Genomic DNA, 15,667 nt, shown 5'->3' on the forward strand with positions numbered 1-15,667 from the left:
AAAGGATAGTACCTTCCTCCGTTATCTTTCAATTCTGTTTAAAAACTTCTTGGGCACAAGGTAAACTATTTTGCCCGTTGTTCAAATAGCTGAACGATTTCAATGATGACTTGTGTTGCCTTTTCCATTGTTTCAGCGGATACATATTCAAATTTACCATGCATATTTTCGCCACCGGCAAAAATATTTGGTGTTGGTAAGCCCATATAAGATAATTGTGATCCGTCAGTACCACCACGTATAGGTAAGGTAATTGGTGTAATATCTAATTTTTCCATTGCCTCACGAGCGATGTCCACGATTTCTTTTACAGGTTCTATTTTTTCACCCATATTATAGTATTGATCTTCAATAGTAATGCTTAAAGCATCCTCACCAAATTGAGCTTGAATTTTGGCTGCAGCAGCTTGCATTAACTGTTTCTTCTCTTCGAACTTTTGACGATCATGGTCACGAACGATATATGATAGCTCTGCATGCTCGATAGCCCCTTTAAAGCCCATTAAATGAATGAAACCTTCATAACCTTCAGTCTTTTCAGGAACCGCCTCTGTAGGCATTTCATTTTGGAAGGCAATAGCCATTGTAATCGCGTTGACCATTTTATTTTTTGCAGATCCAGGATGGACGCTTGTTCCTTTTGTTATCACTTTTACCCCAGCAGCATTGAAGCTTTCGTATTGTAGTTCACCTAATGGTCCGCCATCCATTGTATAGGCATAGTCTGCTCCAAATGCAGCCACATCAAATTTATGTGGGCCACGGCCGATTTCCTCATCAGGTGTAAACGCCACACGTAATTTACCATGCTTAATACTTGGGTTTTGGATAAGGTACTCCATAGCTGTTATAATTTCTGCAATACCAGCCTTATCATCTGCTCCTAACAATGTCGTACCATCTGTCGTAATAAGTGTTTGACCAATGTAATTTTGAAGCTCAGGGAAATCAGCTGGTGACATTACTAAGTTTTCGTTTAGCTGAATATCTCCACCATCATAATTATCTAAGCGCTGCGGATTTACATTTGTTCCTGTAAAATCCGTAGTTGTGTCCACGTGTGCTAAAAAACCGATAGTTGGAACGTCTATATCTGTATTTGCTTCTAGCGTCGCAAATAAATAGCCATTTTCATCTAATGTAATGTCTGTTAAGCCTATAGTAGCAAGTTCATCTTTCAAAACATGTAACAAATCAAATTGTTTTGGTGTAGAAGGTGTAGTTTCACTTGTGAAGTCTGATTGTGTATCAATTTTTGCATAACGTATTAACCGCTCAATTACTTGTTCTTTCATAAGTATGGCCCCCTAATGTGTATGTGTAATTATTGTAACACTTTACTTCGGATTTCGGAATATTGAAGAATACTTAAAGCTATTAGTAATTGGGCACTATAGTAAGTCAGCATAATTACTTCATGAGAAAGAGGTAGTGGCATTACAAATTTATTAATAGATAAATAGGAATCTGAGGCAATAAATAACAAAGCACCTATTGTTGCGAATTTAGAGCCAGTTTTAATTGCTGTCCATCCCATCGTTAAAATGACTGCGATATAGGCGATTACTGCGATAGCTAGAATCGTTTCACCAGTTTTGAAAACTGATCCTGCAATCCAAATGGCCATCCCTGCTCCGTAAAGTAATAAGATTATTTTGGCCCATCTGGGTATCGGTTGCTCGTTTGCAGATGAGAAGGCAAAAATATAAAAGATATGACCGATTAGAAAACTAGTTAGGCCAACTAAAAACCATTGCAGTGTATAGTCACCAACCATACAAAATACTAGACCTATGATAATCAGCAGTTGATATTTTTTTATATGTGCTCGTTTTTGAATAGCCGCTAAAATAATCATCAACAACATAGGGATGACTTTAAAGATTAGTTGTAAACTTTCTGGAATATGGGAAAAAAGAAAAATATAATACAACCCAAATAAAATAATGAATGCCATGAATAATTTCTTAACCAATATATTCAGCTCCTTTTCTATTGAAATTCTTTCTTTCTGATAGAATTCCTTTATTTAACTATGCAGCAAATGTTTTGTGAGGCGAAGGGACTCCTTCTGCGAGGTTGAAATAATCTGAACATAATGACGCCGACATGTATTTTAATATACCCTATGTATGAAACTTTTTTAGTATGTAACCGTAAATAAGAAGACAGAAAGCTTTAGGAGAGGATGAACCAAATGACTAAGCTACTACTAGCTTCTGCAGTCATTGCAATAATCGCGAGTGTGTTAGTAACACCGCTTATTACTAAGAAGCGAGAAGATGGAAAATCTAGAAAGGTGATTGGATACTTTTTTATTGGTGTCTTTGTGCTAGGGTTTTTAGCAACAGGACTCACTTTGTATGTAACAAAAATTGACGTCAATTGGCTTGTTTTCTGGCCAGTTATTATTTTATTAACGTTAATTGGTGCAATGCTAGCAAGTGGCATTGAACGAAAAATAAAAGGTGTTTTATTTTTAGCAAGCTTAGGTGTTGCAGTCTATGTTCTATCAGCACCATTATGGAACGCGAATGAGAAATTTAAGTCTTCAGAGATGAAGGAAGAAGTGGAGCTAAAGCCGTTTGATGAGACACAGACACCTGCAAGTGTTCCACCAAAATTTGCTCGTAATAAAATGAAAAAGGCATTCGGGCAAGTACCGAATACAAGCTATTATGAATTAGGTCGTTTACAAATTCAAAAAGTAAAAGGTGAATATGTTTATATCGCTCCAGTTGAATTTTCTGGATTCTTTAAATGGATGAATGGTGATACAACACCTGGTTACTTTATTATGAGTGCTACAGATTCAGCAGATAATCCTAAATTTGTAAAAGAGGAAATGAAATATGTTCCTTCAGCCTATTTAAATGCCAATTTAGAACGTCATATTCGTTTACAACATCCATTCCTTATATTCTACGGAGATGTACAACTTGAAGTAGATGATGAAGGGAAGCCTTATTACATTCGCTCATATGGTGAATTTATTTCGGGGCGTAATGGCTTTGATGTAAAAGGTATTGTCTTGGTCGACGCACTTACAGGGAAGTCGGAAGTGGTTAAGCTTGATGCTATACCTGAGTTTATTGATGGTGCAGTTTCACCAGAGACTGTAAGCTTACAGAACAGTTATTTCGGTAATTATGTTCATGGTTTTTGGAACAGTATGTTTGGTAAAAAAGATGTAAAAATTCCTTCGGACGAAGGGACAGAATCGAATGTCAGTCCTATTTTTGATGAAAAAGGCGATATGTATTACTTCACAGATTTTACAAGTCCTAAAGAGGGCGTAGATTCTATGTTAGGTTATTCCTTAACGAATGCAAGAACAGGGGAAGCAACCTATTACACAGGTAATCTAGATTCAAGCTATATGGACTCACAGGGGAATTTGCAAATTATCGAAAAGAAATTTATTGAGAAAAAATGGGCTGGTGAAATGCCAGTACTCTACAATTTTTATGGAGAAGCTAGCTGGCTGACGGCGGTGCTTGATTCAAATGGATTTTTACAAAATTATTTCATCGTGTCAGCAGCCAATCCGGAAATTTCTGTTTACGCTACTACTCCAAGAGAAGCGCTGAAGCTATATAAAACTGCTTTAAGTCGTGGAGGAAATACGGTAGATGGTAGTTCAAATGCAGAAGAGAAACAGGCTAGCGGAAAAGTTGTCCGAGTTTACAAGGAACGACTTGGTGATTTTACAACGATTTCTTTCTTATTAAGCAATGGTGAAAATTACTTAGTAAGTGCCGAAACAGAACCTTTAGCTATTTATTTACAAGAAGGTGACGAGGTTATTATCAAATATGGTGAAACAGGGGAGCAATTCCTGCCAGTCCGTTCTTTAATTATTAAAGGCTTACAATAAAAAAGTAAAAGACGATCTTGTTCGTATTTCAAGGTCGTCTTTTTTATGTTTCTTCGTTTTGAATATAGCTAAGCATTTTTTCTCGATGGTTTATAAAGAGTGTTTTTGCATGATCGTTTAATGTGAAAGTATCTTGTATGTATCCTTTTAGCAATTTTTCCTCGTATGCAAAAGACTGGTTGCCCTCAGTTTCTAAAATATAGGATAGTAGAAGAGCGTGTAATACTAACACCTCTAAATTTTGCGTATTAGTAATAAATTTTAAATTGAGGATAGAGGTATGGGCAACAAATTGATTGACATAATCTATCGCATATTTATAAACGGTTATATCTGTTTCACGTTCAAGTCGTTTTCGTAGTTGGGTGCAAGCAGCATTAAGCTCTTCAATTTTTAAAAATAAACCTCTTACACTTCTCTTATGTTGTTGTTCTAAGGTACGAGCAAGATGTTTATTGATATAGGACATTGCTTGTATAACTCCTTTCGTAAATACATAATCATTTATTAATATGAATGGAATTGTTGGAAAATGGAAGAGTCTTTTCGTTTAATTTAATATTGTACTTAATAGATATATCGAGACATAATGACTAGAGTTAATACAAAGAGGTAACGAAATTATGAAAAAAATGGGGTTATTATCATCAGATAGTAACCCCATTTCAGTGGAAGTGATTTATTTCCAGTTAAATCCTTTAGTAGCTAAAAACTCTTTTATATGTGGACGACGTTGTTCGATTAAAAAATCAGCCATTTGCTTTGTCCAATTATCGATTTTTCTGTTAGATGATCGACTATTATAATACGCTTCCATTGTCTCATTATACGCTGGTAAAAGTTCATCATACTTTTCTGAATTGTATTCATTTTCATGTAGTACAGCAGACACAGGCAACCGTGGCTTTACCTCATTACGGCGAACAGGTATGCCGATTGTTAGACCGAACAACGGGAAAACGTGGTCTGGTAGATTAAATAATTCACTTATTTCTGAAGGGTTATTACGGACTCCTCCAATATAGCAAATACCATATCCCATTGATTCTGCAGCAATAACAAAATTTTGCGCAAACAATGATACATCAGCAACTCCAACAAGGACATTTTCTGCTGAATCAGCCACGATGTCTACTCCCTCTAATTTACCAGCCATTTGTAGGCGCTTGAAATCAACGCAAAAAACAAATGCTCCACCAGAAGTATCATACTGACGGGGATTTCCAGAGAGTAATCCCAATTTTTCTTTTTTATCTGCATCTGTTACCCATATAACACTATATGCTTGTACAAAATGTGACGTTGCAGCCATTTGGGCTGTTGCGATTAATTCTTCAATAATTTCTTTTGAGATTGGATTTCCATCATAGATTCTTACTGAAGAATGGTTTCGTAATAATTCTTTAACCATTTGTCTACTCTCCTTTGTCACTTATATATTAAGAGCATAGCACGCTTTCTAATCAAAATCGATGAAGAGGGGCATATAACTATATTTAAATAGTTTGAAATGTAGAATTTATCTCGGAAAGTTAAATATTTCTTTTAATATAGATTAAATATTCTAAATAGTATAAAATTATATAATCGGCTGTTTATTTGGTTGTGCTACCAAAAATTAGAATATCCTTATGCTGAAGAGGAGTGGGGGTAGCTCTTTTGATTAAGGATAAAGCCTCCTGCAGATTTGTTTGAAGCAGAGGTAATTTTGATGACAGAGATAATGGAACCAAATACTAGTTGAACAAAAATAAAGTGGGATGGAGGAATAAGGAATGGAAGAAAAGTTAGCGAAAAAGCTTCGCCATGAGCAATTACAGGGCAAGGTTGTAACAGCAGAAGAAGCAGCATCTTGGATTAAGGATGGTATGGTATTAGGGATGAGCGGTTTCACTCGTGCTGGGGATGTAAAAGTCGTACCTCTTGCGCTTGTAGAGAAAGCAAAAAAAGAGAGCTTCCAGGTAGATATATATACAGGCGCATCTCTTGGCCCTGAGGTAGACCAATACCTAGCGGAAGCTGGCGTTATTCGCAAACGAGGACCTTTCCAGGCAGATGCTGGTATTCGTAATAAAATTAATAGTGGTGATATCACATTTGTGGATGCGCATTTATCTCATAATGCGGAGTTAGTTCGTCAAGGCATTATAGGACCTATTGATTTTGCAATTATTGAAGCGGCTGCTATTACAGAAGATGGCTTATTAATTCCTACAACTTCAGTTGGTAACTCTCCGATTTTTGTGCAAGAGGCAGATCAAATCATCATAGAATTAAACGTAGCACAGCTAGATGCATTAGAGGGCGTACATGATATTTTCGTTCCTGCACAACAAGGTAAACGTGACCCAATTCCTTTACAAAATGTGTCTGATCGTCTTGGTACAATGGGTATTCCATTAGACTTGAATAAAGTAAAAGGTATTGTAGTTTCTGACATTTTAGATGCCCCATCAACAATTGTTCCTGCTGACGAGGAAACAGATATTATGGCTAATCACCTGTTAAACTTCCTGCGTGAAGAGATTAAAGTGGGCCGTTTAACAACAAGCTTGCGTCCAATTCAATCTGGGGTTGGATCAGTGGCGAATGCGGTATTACTTGGATTTAAAGATTCTGAGTTTGAGAACTTAGAAGTATTCTCAGAAGTACTTCAGGATGCAGTATTTGAATTAATCGATGCAGGAAAAGTGAATTTTGCTTCTGCTACTTCCATTACCCTCTCTGAACAAGTAGGAAACCGTGTTTATGGGAACTTTGAAAAGTATGCGGATAAATTAGTATTGCGTCCGCAAGAAATTTCAAACCAGCCAGAAATCATTCGTCGACTCGGTTTGATTTCAGTGAATACAGCATTAGAAGTTGATATCTACGGAAATGTTAATTCTACGCATGTTTCTGGTACTAAAATGATGAATGGTATAGGGGGGTCTGGTGACTTTGCTCGCAATGCGCGTTTGGGAATTTTTGTCACTAAATCCTATGCAAAGGGTGGCAATATTTCGAGCATTGTCCCAATGGTATCGCATGTGGATCATACAGAGCATGATGTTGATGTTATCGTAACAGAGCAGGGAGTAGCTGATTTACGAGGGCTTGCTCCAAAGGAACGTGTGGGACTAATTATTGATCATTGTGCACACCCTGATTATCGTGAGCAGCTATGGCAATACTTTAACGACGCTAATGAGACAACTGGTGGACATCATACACCGCATGATCTTGAAAAAGCGCTGTCATGGCATGTCAATTACGCAAAAAGTGGAACAATGAAAGACCCAGCTTTATCAAAATAGAGTTCTAATACAAAAGGCCTTGAAGGACAGCTGCTCCCTCAAGGCCTTTTAGTTAATAAATCTATCTAAGACGATTAATGCTTTACAATAGGCCAATCCATTTCCAATAAGTTGCAGAGAACAGCAGAATTAGGAGGAAGCCGAGAATCGTTAATGGAATACCTGATTTCAGGAAATCCTTTGTTGTAAATGCTCCTGTACCGTAGGCAAGCATATTTTGTGGTGCGCTAATTGGCAATAGGAAACCAAAGCTAATAACAAATTGTTGGACGATAACAAAACCAACCTGATCTACATTAGCAGTTAATGTGGAAGCTAACACGATAAACACAGGTATAAGTGCAGAGGCTAGGCTTGTTGCACTGGCAAAACCTAAATGAATAAGAATATTAAATAATGTTACGATAGCAATGGTAGCAAGAATTGGCATTGTATCTAGACCGAGTGAACCAAAAACTTTATCTGATAACCATGATGCACCTTTTGTATTCAGTAAAATAGTTCCGAGCATAATACCAACTGCAAAGACAATGATTGTTCCCCAAGGAATATGAGGTTCAACTTCCTTCCACGAATAAACGCCGATTTTAGGCATTAGTAGAACAGCAATGGCGATAATTGTAACCGTTGTTGTATCAAATGGATGGAGCTTGCCTTCCGTAGCCCAGAAAAATAGTAAAATTAATGATGTAATGATCAATCGAATTTCAGGTGCTTTTAATGGTCCAAGCTCAGCAAGCTGTTTCTTGATGACTTCTTTACCACCATCAATATTGCTCGTCTCAGGCTTAATAAGCGTAATCATAATGAAAAATAAGGCTACTGACATAATAATCGAGAATGGGGCAGCATAAAGTAACCAAGCACCCCATGAAATATTTACATTAAATTGCTCTTGGATGAAATTTAAAGCAACCATATTTTGCGCTGCCGCAGTTTTAATACCGATATTCCAAATGGAAACGGCTTGTACAGAAGTAATAACAAGCAAAGCAGCAAGTCGACTATCACGCGGTAAACCAAATGCTGCGACCATTCCAAGAAGTATAGGGACTACTGCGCCAGCACGTGCAGTAGCTGAAGGAACAAAAAATGCAAGGGCAATGGAAACTAATATAGCACCGAAAACAATAGCTTTTGTTTTTGTTCCTACAAGTGAAAGAATCCAGAGAGCAAGTCGTTTATGCAAATTGGTAATTTGCATAGCTGCTGCTAGAAAAAGAGCAGCTGCTACTAGGGCGACAGCAGAATTACTAAAACCACTTAATGATAGTTTTAAGGCGCTAGCGGTACCTAGTTGTGCTGTGGGATCATCCATGGAGGGTGCAAGACCTAGTAAAACGGTGACGAGTGCAATAATCATTGCAGAGCTAACAGGATATGAAACGGCCTCAGTTACCCAAAGGATGACCGCGAAAGCTAAGATGGCTAAAGCGCGCTGCCCAGCTACAGGTAACTCACCGTTATTAGGTAAAAAAATAATAATAATTAATAAAGCAAAAGCCAACCCAATCCATAAAGGCTTTAGATTACGCTTCGTTGCTGCTTGTTTAGGTGAAGACATATTTTCTCATCCCTTCTACGTCTACGTAAAAATGACGGTTATTATCCTTAACATCGGTCAACAAAATGTTTTTTTAAGATAAGAATTCATCCATTTATTGTATAGAATGAAAGAAAGAAAAATATGTCAGTTTACAGCTTTAATAGTAATTAAAGAGAAAATTTGTGGTCATAAAAAATACAAATCTCTCTCGGGAAATACTATTTCTTTTTCTTGAAGGCAGAAGTAACTTTAGGCTCTGTTCCATTGGTTAAACGTTTAATATTTTCAAAGTGCAAAATAATAGCAATACCAAAAAGTAGAATGGCAATAATGGTTGGGCCTAATCCAGGAATCCATAAATAAGTAGCGGTACAAAAAACGAGGTAAAACTCTAATACACCAACAATTAAATAGTTCGTTGCGAAAGATAAAATAACAAATAGAATAAGTGCAAATAAACCAATCTTCCAATCAACCGCAAGTAAAATTCCAATGATGGAGGCAGTTCCTTTTCCACCGTTGAAGCCCATATAAAAAGGGAAATTATGCCCCAAAATAACCCCTGCAGCTATCAAGTAGGTGAGGAGCCATATTTGTTCTGCTGTTAAATGTGTTGCATCTGCTAAATAAAAATGTGCACCGACGATGGCTACGACGCCTTTTCCAATATCGATAAGAGCTACTAAAACGCCATATTTCCAGCCGAGTGAAAGCGTAGCATTAGAGGCACCAGCGTTGCCATGGCCAGCTTTTTTTAAATCAACCCCGGATAAAAATTGTGCCACTTTAGAGCCGTGAATACAGCCAATCAAATAGCCAACAACTAGAAAAAAGATCACGGCTTTTACCATAAAAATACTCCTTTCAAATTTTTTTCTAAAATAGTGTATGCGTTCATATTACGTAAAAGAGCAGACAGAAGTTTCGGAAAAAATAAAATTTAGATGTTGACAGAAAAAAACTCTATGCTTATACTTTGTAACAACGATGGAAATTGAATCTCATACTCTTATCAAGAGCGGCGGAGGGATAGGCCCTATGATGCCCGGCAACCAGTAGGTGATGAACTTACTAAGGTGCTAATTCCTACAGATTCTTACTTGGATCTGGCAGATAAGGGGAGGAAAACTTGCAACCGCAACCCTCTTCTTAGCTGAAGAGGGTTTTTGTTTTCTACAGAAAAATCCTCCTCATCTCCGGTACCATCGTAAAAAAAATAACCAAATGGAGGTACACAATGACAAATTTTAAACCAGAAACACTGCTGTTACATGGTGGTCAAGAGCCCGACCCTGTGACAGGTTCTAGAACAGTTCCTGTCTACCGTTCAACTGCTTTCGTTTTTAAAGACACTGCTCATGCGCAACGTCTTTTTGCCTTAGAGGAAGCTGGAAACATTTACACACGAATTACGAATCCGACAGTGGATGTTTTTGAAAAGCGTGTGGCTTTACTAGAAGGTGGAACAGCAGCAGTAGCACTTTCATCTGGTGCAGCAGCTATTGCATTTTCTATTTTAAATTTAGCTAGAGCAGGTGATGAAATTGTAGCTGCTAGTTCTTTATATGGTGGTACGTATAATTTATTCGCTAATACATTACCAAACTATGGTATTAAAACGATTTTTGTAGATGAAACAAACCCAGAAAATTTTAAGGCTGCCATTACCGATAAAACAAAAGCTGTCTTCGCTGAAATTTACGGTAACCCAAGCTTAAAGGTTTTAGATATTGAAGCAGTGGCTAAGATAGCACATGACCACAGCTTGCCATTAATTATTGATAGTACATTTGCTTCTCCTTATGGTTCCACACCTATTGATTATGGTGCAGATGTGGTAGTTCACTCAGCAACTAAATGGATAGGTGGTCATGGTACAACTTTAGGTGGTGTTGTTGTAGACGCTGGTAAGTTTGATTGGACTAGTGGTCGATTCCCAGGCTTTACAGAGCCGGACGCTTCTTACCATGGTTTACGCTATGGAATCGATACAGCCTCTGCAGCTTTTGCTACAAAGCTACGTGTACAGTTGTTACGTGATTTTGGCCCAACATTAAGTGCAGATGCAGCTTTCAATCTATTACAAGGTTTAGAGACGCTTCATTTGCGTATCCCTAAACATAATGAAAATGCTTTAGCTGTAGCTGAATATTTACGCAACCACCCATCTGTGGAGTATGTAAATTATAATGGCCTTGAAGATTTTCCAACACATGAGTTGGCGAAAAAATATTTAAAAAATGGCTTCGGTTCAGTGCTTACCTTTGGCATTAAAGGTGGACGTGAAGCAGGACGAAAGCTTATTGATCATGTAAAGCTGTTTTCACATGTGGCAAATGTAGGTGATGCTAAGTCGCTAATTATCCATCCAGCATCTACTACGCACCAACAATTATCAGCAGATGAACTAATTCAAGCTGGTGTAACCGAATCGCTCATTCGCCTATCAATCGGTTTAGAGGCAGTGGAGGACATCATTGCAGATTTAGAGCAGGCTATTACTCAGGCAACAGCAGTAGCTGAACAAACAATAGAAGCTTAATATAGAATAGAGCGGTGAATGTTGTAGCGTTTACGTATTTTCTCATTCGAATAGCCTCATTTGGTATATGTTAAACGTTGCTACATCCACCAATTATTGCACCCGTTCATTGTCAGAACCTTTCAAAAAATAATACCGAGTATTTTTATATGCATTATTGACTTTGTTAAAACCTTGTTATATACTTGGAAATAAGTTAAGTGTACGGAAAAACCTCTTGGAAAAGGTAACTGTTTTCATAAGTGCTCCCCCACTTTTGAATAGATAGGAGAGTAGTTACATAGCCAGTGGCTACTCTTCAAAAAACTAATGATAAAGGAGTGTTTAAAATGGGTAATGTCTATAGTGCGCAAAACATTGCATCTTATTTAATTTATGAACTAAATGAAGGCCATGTATTTGTCAACAACCAATCCATTCAACACATCCTTACATTAGTAGAACGTAAATGGCAACAAATTTTTGGTCATTCAGCGTATCAGGAACAGGTATGCACAGATGATAATGGCTTTATGGTTAAGGAAGTTTATGAGACGTATGAGAAGTATGGTGTGAGCCACATCCAGCTTCCAGCAACAGAATTTTATTTGAAATATGGTACATTTCAATTAGTGGAACGTACGTATGCAATACCAAATTTTACAGAAGAAGAAATTTGTATTGTTCAACAAGCTTTAAAACAATATCGTTATCAATTGCTTTCAAAAGCGAGCTAAAAAATCCCTCATATATTTAAGCTCATTCTCTGCTGCTACAGGGAATGAGCTTTTTTTATAGCGGTTTGATTATTTAGCTGGTTTATGGGTGTCTGAACATACATATATAATAGAAGAAAGACATCATAATTTGAATGCAAAGAGTCAATATTTGTTCAAATCTTATCGAAAAACTTAAAAAACGTATAGTAAAGGGAATGAAAACGATTTCCTTTGCACGTCTAGGGAAAACAAATGTCCTTCCTAGAAAGATTTTTCTTGTGTAAAGTATATATATACGTTACAATTTTCTTTAAGTTAAATTTCGAATTATTTGAATTTGTATTTGTTCTAACATGTACTGAATAACAAAATTTACCCCAAAAATAAGGGGTGGCTAAGGCCTGCGGTTGGTGTCAAACAATTTGACACAACCCCATGGAGAGATTGGCTTGATGAAACTGCGGAATGTAAGTTGGAGGGAATAATAAGAATGGCAACTATAAAGGCAGCGATTTTAGGATTTGGAACGGTAGGTCAAGGGATCTATCATATATTAAAGGAAAAGCGAGAAGATCTTAAAAATAAATTAGGTATTGAGTTGGAAGTAGCGAAGATTTTAGTAACAGATGCTAGTCGCGAACGCGTCCCAGGCACAGCACATTTAATGACTACAAGCATGGATGATGTTTTGGCTGAACCAGGTATGCAAGTAATATTCGAAGCAATTGTGAACGAAGAGCCTGCGTATAGCTATTTAAAGCGAGCAGTAGAGCATAAATGCCATGTTATTACTGCCAACAAAGTCATGTTTGCAAAGCGTGGATTAGAGTTACAAGAGCTTGCAAAAGCAAATGGTGTTTTTGTAGGTTTTGAGGCTACAACTGCTGGAGGAGTACCTGTTATTAAAACTATGAAAAATATATTACTTGTTAATGACGTAAGTCGTATACAAGGTGTTTTAAATGGTACGTGTAATTATATTTTAACCAAAATGCGAGCTGAGGGCTGGTCATTTGAAACAGCTTTAAAAGAAGCACAAAGTTTAGGTTATGCAGAGGCAGATCCGTATAATGATATTTCTGGTCAAGATGCCTTTAAAAAGTTAATGATTTTAAGTGCCTTGGCATTTGGAGAACAACCTGATTGGGCGGATGTAGAAGTGATTGGCATAGATAGTATATCAGCTTCGCAAGTTCATGAAGCATGTGAAAAGGGTCTACGTTACCGTCATGTAGCTGAGGTAGAAAAACTAGCTAGTGGGAAAATTGTAGCAAAGGTTGGTCCACAACTGGTTGATAAAGAACATCCACTTTATCCAGTCGATGATGTGTTCAATGCAGTTGCACTAGAAACTAATTATATTGGCACTTTAACCCTAGTAGGTCCTGGTGCTGGAATGTACCCAACAGCAAGTGTGATGGTAGAAGATTATGCTGAAATCATCGGGAAAAGGGCAGGGTTTGTTGTAACGATTTAATAATTACTGTTTTATAAAGTTAACCCGCCATTCAACAATATTCTATTGTTTGAATGGTGGGCTTTTTAATCCTCGTCTTTTACGTCAATATCCTCTGGTATGGGAGTAGATCTCCATATTTCGATTTCCTCTTTAATACGCTCCAATTGATTAAAATACGTACTAAATTGCCCACTATTTATGAGAATCATATTTCCATCGAAAACGGAACGGATGCGTCCCTCATAGACTAGGCGTAATATCTGTTCTTTAGACATACCTAGTTCAATAGCTGTTTCTTCAATTGTTTTGTACATACAATCGCTCCTTTAACTGTATTTATTATAACGTTCATTTAACCGAATGCATACTTGGTGAATGAAAATAGTAAAAATGTTAATTGTTTGATTTTGGATAAATATGTATGATAAGTATGGAAGAAGGAATAAGGCGGAGGGGTCTACATGTTAAATCCATTGTTTGTATTGTTAGCAGCTATTTTATGGGGAATGACAGGAACTGCCCAAACATTTTTAGATAATAATGTATCTCCGATTGCAGTCGCCACTATTCGTTCTGCCATTGGTGGTGGGCTCCTCTTAGCTATTACAATTATTTTCCGTAAAATTAATTTCCTAAATTGGTCATGGAAATGGACGATTTTAGCTGCGGCAAGTATTGCTCTTTTCCAAGGTCTTTTCTTTTCATCTATTCGTCTAACAGGTGTAGCGGTTGGAACTGTTGCAACCATTGGAAGTGCACCAGTATTTTCAGGCATTATTGAATGGTTGATATGGAAAAATCGACCGTCTGGTATTTGGGGCCTAGCTACATTGATGGCAATCATCGGCTGTTTTTTTATTATTTATTAATAATGGAGAAGAAACTGTACAAGCGAGTGGCTTTGCTTTAGCGCTTTGTGCAGGGTTATCTTTTGCGTTTTATACAAATATTAGCAAGAAATTAATGGCGCAGGAAGATGCGTTACCAGCAGTTGCTATGACATTTTCCCTTTGTACTTTATTTTTATTCCCTTTTTCACTCTCTAATGGGTTTACCTGGTTAGAAAATATGCAAAATCTATGGACGATATTATTTATGGGAATTATGTGTACAAGTGTAGCTTATTTATTGTTCTTGAACGGTTTGCAAAAAATAAATTCATCAACAGCTGTCACTCTATCGTTAGCTGAGCCATTGACAGCCGCAATTCTTGGCGTTTTTCTAGTTGGGGAACAATTAAGTGGATTGTCCTGGTTAGGTGTAGCAATGCTATTAGGCGGCATTGTTGTATTGACAATAGGTGGGAGGCAAAGCAGGCTTCATAATAAGCTGAAACCTTAAGAAATTCTTCATTTTTTTACTAGCTGGTTTTTAAGATTTGAAAGGTACACTTATATTTGAGAGCGAGGTGTCTATCATGACGAAACTAACAGTTCTTGTTACAGACGACGATCAAGATATTCGTGATGGTATAGAAATTTATTTGAAAAATGAAGGCTACAATGTTATTAAAGCTGCAGACGGCTTAGAAGCATTAGACAAGCTAGAAAATAATGAAGTACATTTAATCATTTTAGATATAATGATGCCCAATATGGATGGGATTACTGCGACATTTAAAATTAGAGCAGAGCGCAATATTCCTATTATTATGCTTAGTGCAAAGGCAGAGGATGGCGATAAAATTCATGGACTATCGGTAGGCGCGGATGATTATGTAACAAAGCCATTCCATCCATTAGAATTATTAGCGCGGGTGAAATCACAGCTTAGACGCTATGTACAACTAGGAACGTATAGTGAAGGTGCAACAAAAGTAGAAATTGACGGACTTATTCTTGATGAAGATGCTAAAGAGATCATTTTAGAAGGAGAACCAGTTCGACTAACACCAATAGAATATAAAATTACGGAATTATTAATGAAAAATGCAGGGCGTGTTTTTTCGATTCGTGAAATTTATGAACGAGTTTGGAATGAGGAAGCCTACAATGCTGAAAACATTGTAGCCGTACATATTCGAAAAATTCGTGAAAAAATTGAAGCGGACCCAAAAAACCCACGCTATCTAAAGGTGGTATGGGGCGTTGGCTATAAAATGGAAAAATAAAATAGAGAAGTATATGACTATTGCAGGGTTCATTGCAGGTGTTGTTGGACTTATTTATTTTGGCGTTTATGCTTATCAAATCGTCGATTCTCGCTCCTCAGAGGTTTTACAATTATTAGAAAGAATTTTTTAGAGGAGT

The 15,667-nt window shown here is 37.1% G+C and carries 14 protein-coding genes, 1 pseudogene and 1 riboswitch; of the genes and pseudogenes, 8 read left to right on the plus strand and 7 right to left on the minus strand.

All coding sequences use genetic code 11. The features are described from left to right. Nucleotides 1-65: 65 nt before the first annotated feature. Nucleotides 66-1,295 (minus strand): peptidase T, encoded by a 1,230-nt coding sequence (pepT, locus tag ACOZBY_RS17800; RefSeq protein WP_422762587.1) that lies wholly within the window; start codon nucleotides 1,293-1,295, stop codon nucleotides 66-68. Between the two features lie 29 nt (nucleotides 1,296-1,324). After that, the gene (locus ACOZBY_RS17805) at nucleotides 1,325-1,975 is read right to left on the minus strand and encodes a lysoplasmalogenase (protein ID WP_036160673.1); all 651 of its coding nucleotides are present in this window, start codon (nucleotides 1,973-1,975) and stop codon (nucleotides 1,325-1,327) included. A gap of 222 nt (nucleotides 1,976-2,197) precedes the next feature. Here ACOZBY_RS17805 and ACOZBY_RS17810 point away from each other — a divergent pair, with 222 nt between their 5' ends. Then, nucleotides 2,198-3,877: a membrane protein gene (locus tag ACOZBY_RS17810; RefSeq protein WP_031418367.1), complete on the plus strand. Its 1,680-nt coding sequence runs from the start codon at nucleotides 2,198-2,200 to the stop codon at nucleotides 3,875-3,877. Nucleotides 3,878-3,920: 43 nt separating this feature from the next. Here the strand turns inward: ACOZBY_RS17810 and ACOZBY_RS17815 are convergent, their stop codons facing one another. Next, a complete protein-coding gene (locus tag ACOZBY_RS17815) occupies nucleotides 3,921-4,346 on the minus strand; it encodes a hypothetical protein (protein WP_012292601.1) in 426 nt (141 codons plus the stop codon). 210 nt (nucleotides 4,347-4,556) lie between these two features. Further along, complete coding sequence (chrR, locus tag ACOZBY_RS17820) at nucleotides 4,557-5,288, minus strand: class II chromate reductase ChrR (protein WP_012292602.1); 732 nt, start codon at nucleotides 5,286-5,288, stop codon at nucleotides 4,557-4,559. A gap of 364 nt (nucleotides 5,289-5,652) precedes the next feature. Between chrR and ACOZBY_RS17825 the strand changes: the two genes are divergently transcribed. After that, on the plus strand, nucleotides 5,653-7,173 hold the full coding sequence (locus ACOZBY_RS17825; protein ID WP_422762588.1) for a succinate CoA transferase: 1,521 nt from the start codon (nucleotides 5,653-5,655) through the stop codon (nucleotides 7,171-7,173). Between the two features lie 82 nt (nucleotides 7,174-7,255). Here ACOZBY_RS17825 and ACOZBY_RS17830 read toward each other — a convergent pair whose 3' ends face one another. Together ACOZBY_RS17830 and ACOZBY_RS17835 are read right to left on the minus strand one after the other, a co-directional pair. Then, complete coding sequence (locus ACOZBY_RS17830) at nucleotides 7,256-8,737, minus strand: DASS family sodium-coupled anion symporter (protein ID WP_012292604.1); 1,482 nt, start codon at nucleotides 8,735-8,737, stop codon at nucleotides 7,256-7,258. Nucleotides 8,738-8,937: 200 nt separating this feature from the next. After that, on the minus strand, nucleotides 8,938-9,570 hold the full coding sequence (locus ACOZBY_RS17835) for a glycerol-3-phosphate acyltransferase (RefSeq protein ID WP_012292605.1): 633 nt from the start codon (nucleotides 9,568-9,570) through the stop codon (nucleotides 8,938-8,940). Between the two features lie 155 nt (nucleotides 9,571-9,725). Further along, a riboswitch (SAM riboswitch) is annotated at nucleotides 9,726-9,839 on the plus strand. 117 nt (nucleotides 9,840-9,956) lie between these two features. Here ACOZBY_RS17835 and ACOZBY_RS17840 point away from each other — a divergent pair. From ACOZBY_RS17840 to ACOZBY_RS17850, 3 genes are all read left to right on the plus strand, one after another. Further along, nucleotides 9,957-11,261, plus strand: a complete 1,305-nt coding sequence (locus tag ACOZBY_RS17840) for an O-acetylhomoserine aminocarboxypropyltransferase/cysteine synthase family protein (RefSeq protein WP_012292606.1) — start codon at nucleotides 9,957-9,959, stop codon at nucleotides 11,259-11,261. A gap of 329 nt (nucleotides 11,262-11,590) precedes the next feature. Continuing rightward, the gene (locus ACOZBY_RS17845; RefSeq protein WP_031418370.1) at nucleotides 11,591-11,977 is read left to right on the plus strand and encodes a hypothetical protein; all 387 of its coding nucleotides are present in this window, start codon (nucleotides 11,591-11,593) and stop codon (nucleotides 11,975-11,977) included. Nucleotides 11,978-12,449: 472 nt separating this feature from the next. Continuing rightward, nucleotides 12,450-13,436 carry a homoserine dehydrogenase gene (locus ACOZBY_RS17850; protein WP_012292609.1) on the plus strand — a complete coding sequence of 329 codons (987 nt, stop codon included), beginning with the start codon at nucleotides 12,450-12,452 and terminating at the stop codon, nucleotides 13,434-13,436. 65 nt (nucleotides 13,437-13,501) lie between these two features. On the opposite strand, the gene ACOZBY_RS17855 is transcribed toward ACOZBY_RS17850, so the two are convergent. After that, nucleotides 13,502-13,732: a hypothetical protein gene (locus tag ACOZBY_RS17855; protein WP_012292610.1), complete on the minus strand. Its 231-nt coding sequence runs from the start codon at nucleotides 13,730-13,732 to the stop codon at nucleotides 13,502-13,504. A gap of 147 nt (nucleotides 13,733-13,879) precedes the next feature. Here ACOZBY_RS17855 and ACOZBY_RS17860 point away from each other — a divergent pair. From ACOZBY_RS17860 to ACOZBY_RS17870, 3 genes and pseudogenes are all read left to right on the plus strand, one after another. Continuing rightward, nucleotides 13,880-14,759 (plus strand): annotated as a pseudogene (locus ACOZBY_RS17860) (DMT family transporter). Between the two features lie 76 nt (nucleotides 14,760-14,835). Next, nucleotides 14,836-15,528 carry a response regulator transcription factor gene (locus ACOZBY_RS17865; protein WP_012292612.1) on the plus strand — a complete coding sequence of 231 codons (693 nt, stop codon included), beginning with the start codon at nucleotides 14,836-14,838 and terminating at the stop codon, nucleotides 15,526-15,528. Next, nucleotides 15,506-15,661, plus strand: coding sequence for a hypothetical protein (locus tag ACOZBY_RS17870; protein ID WP_008176206.1), 156 nt, complete (start codon nucleotides 15,506-15,508; stop codon nucleotides 15,659-15,661). The genes ACOZBY_RS17865 and ACOZBY_RS17870 overlap by 23 nt, the downstream gene beginning before the upstream one ends. The last annotated feature ends 6 nt before the right edge of the window (nucleotides 15,662-15,667 follow it).

The sequence above is a fragment of the Lysinibacillus sp. NPDC056220 genome, from assembly GCF_049315265.1.
GTDB classification, from domain to species: domain Bacteria; phylum Bacillota; class Bacilli; order Bacillales_A; family Planococcaceae; genus Lysinibacillus; species Lysinibacillus pinottii.

Bases quoted from the DNA above. Each gene is read 5' to 3' on its own strand.
- pepT (WP_422762587.1), bottom strand. From the start codon at position 1,295: ATGAAAGAACAAGTAATTGAGCGGTTAATACGTTATGCAAAAATTGAT.
- ACOZBY_RS17810 (WP_031418367.1), top strand. From the start codon at position 2,198: ATGACTAAGCTACTACTAGCTTCTGCAGTCATTGCAATAATCGCGAGT.
- ACOZBY_RS17815 (WP_012292601.1), bottom strand. From the start codon at position 4,346: ATGTCCTATATCAATAAACATCTTGCTCGTACCTTAGAACAACAACAT.
- chrR (WP_012292602.1), bottom strand. From the start codon at position 5,288: ATGGTTAAAGAATTATTACGAAACCATTCTTCAGTAAGAATCTATGAT.
- ACOZBY_RS17825 (WP_422762588.1), top strand. From the start codon at position 5,653: ATGGAAGAAAAGTTAGCGAAAAAGCTTCGCCATGAGCAATTACAGGGC.
- ACOZBY_RS17830 (WP_012292604.1), bottom strand. From the start codon at position 8,737: ATGTCTTCACCTAAACAAGCAGCAACGAAGCGTAATCTAAAGCCTTTA.
- ACOZBY_RS17835 (WP_012292605.1), bottom strand. From the start codon at position 9,570: ATGGTAAAAGCCGTGATCTTTTTTCTAGTTGTTGGCTATTTGATTGGC.
- ACOZBY_RS17840 (WP_012292606.1), top strand. From the start codon at position 9,957: ATGACAAATTTTAAACCAGAAACACTGCTGTTACATGGTGGTCAAGAG.
- ACOZBY_RS17845 (WP_031418370.1), top strand. From the start codon at position 11,591: ATGGGTAATGTCTATAGTGCGCAAAACATTGCATCTTATTTAATTTAT.
- ACOZBY_RS17850 (WP_012292609.1), top strand. From the start codon at position 12,450: ATGGCAACTATAAAGGCAGCGATTTTAGGATTTGGAACGGTAGGTCAA.
- ACOZBY_RS17855 (WP_012292610.1), bottom strand. From the start codon at position 13,732: ATGTACAAAACAATTGAAGAAACAGCTATTGAACTAGGTATGTCTAAA.
- ACOZBY_RS17865 (WP_012292612.1), top strand. From the start codon at position 14,836: ATGACGAAACTAACAGTTCTTGTTACAGACGACGATCAAGATATTCGT.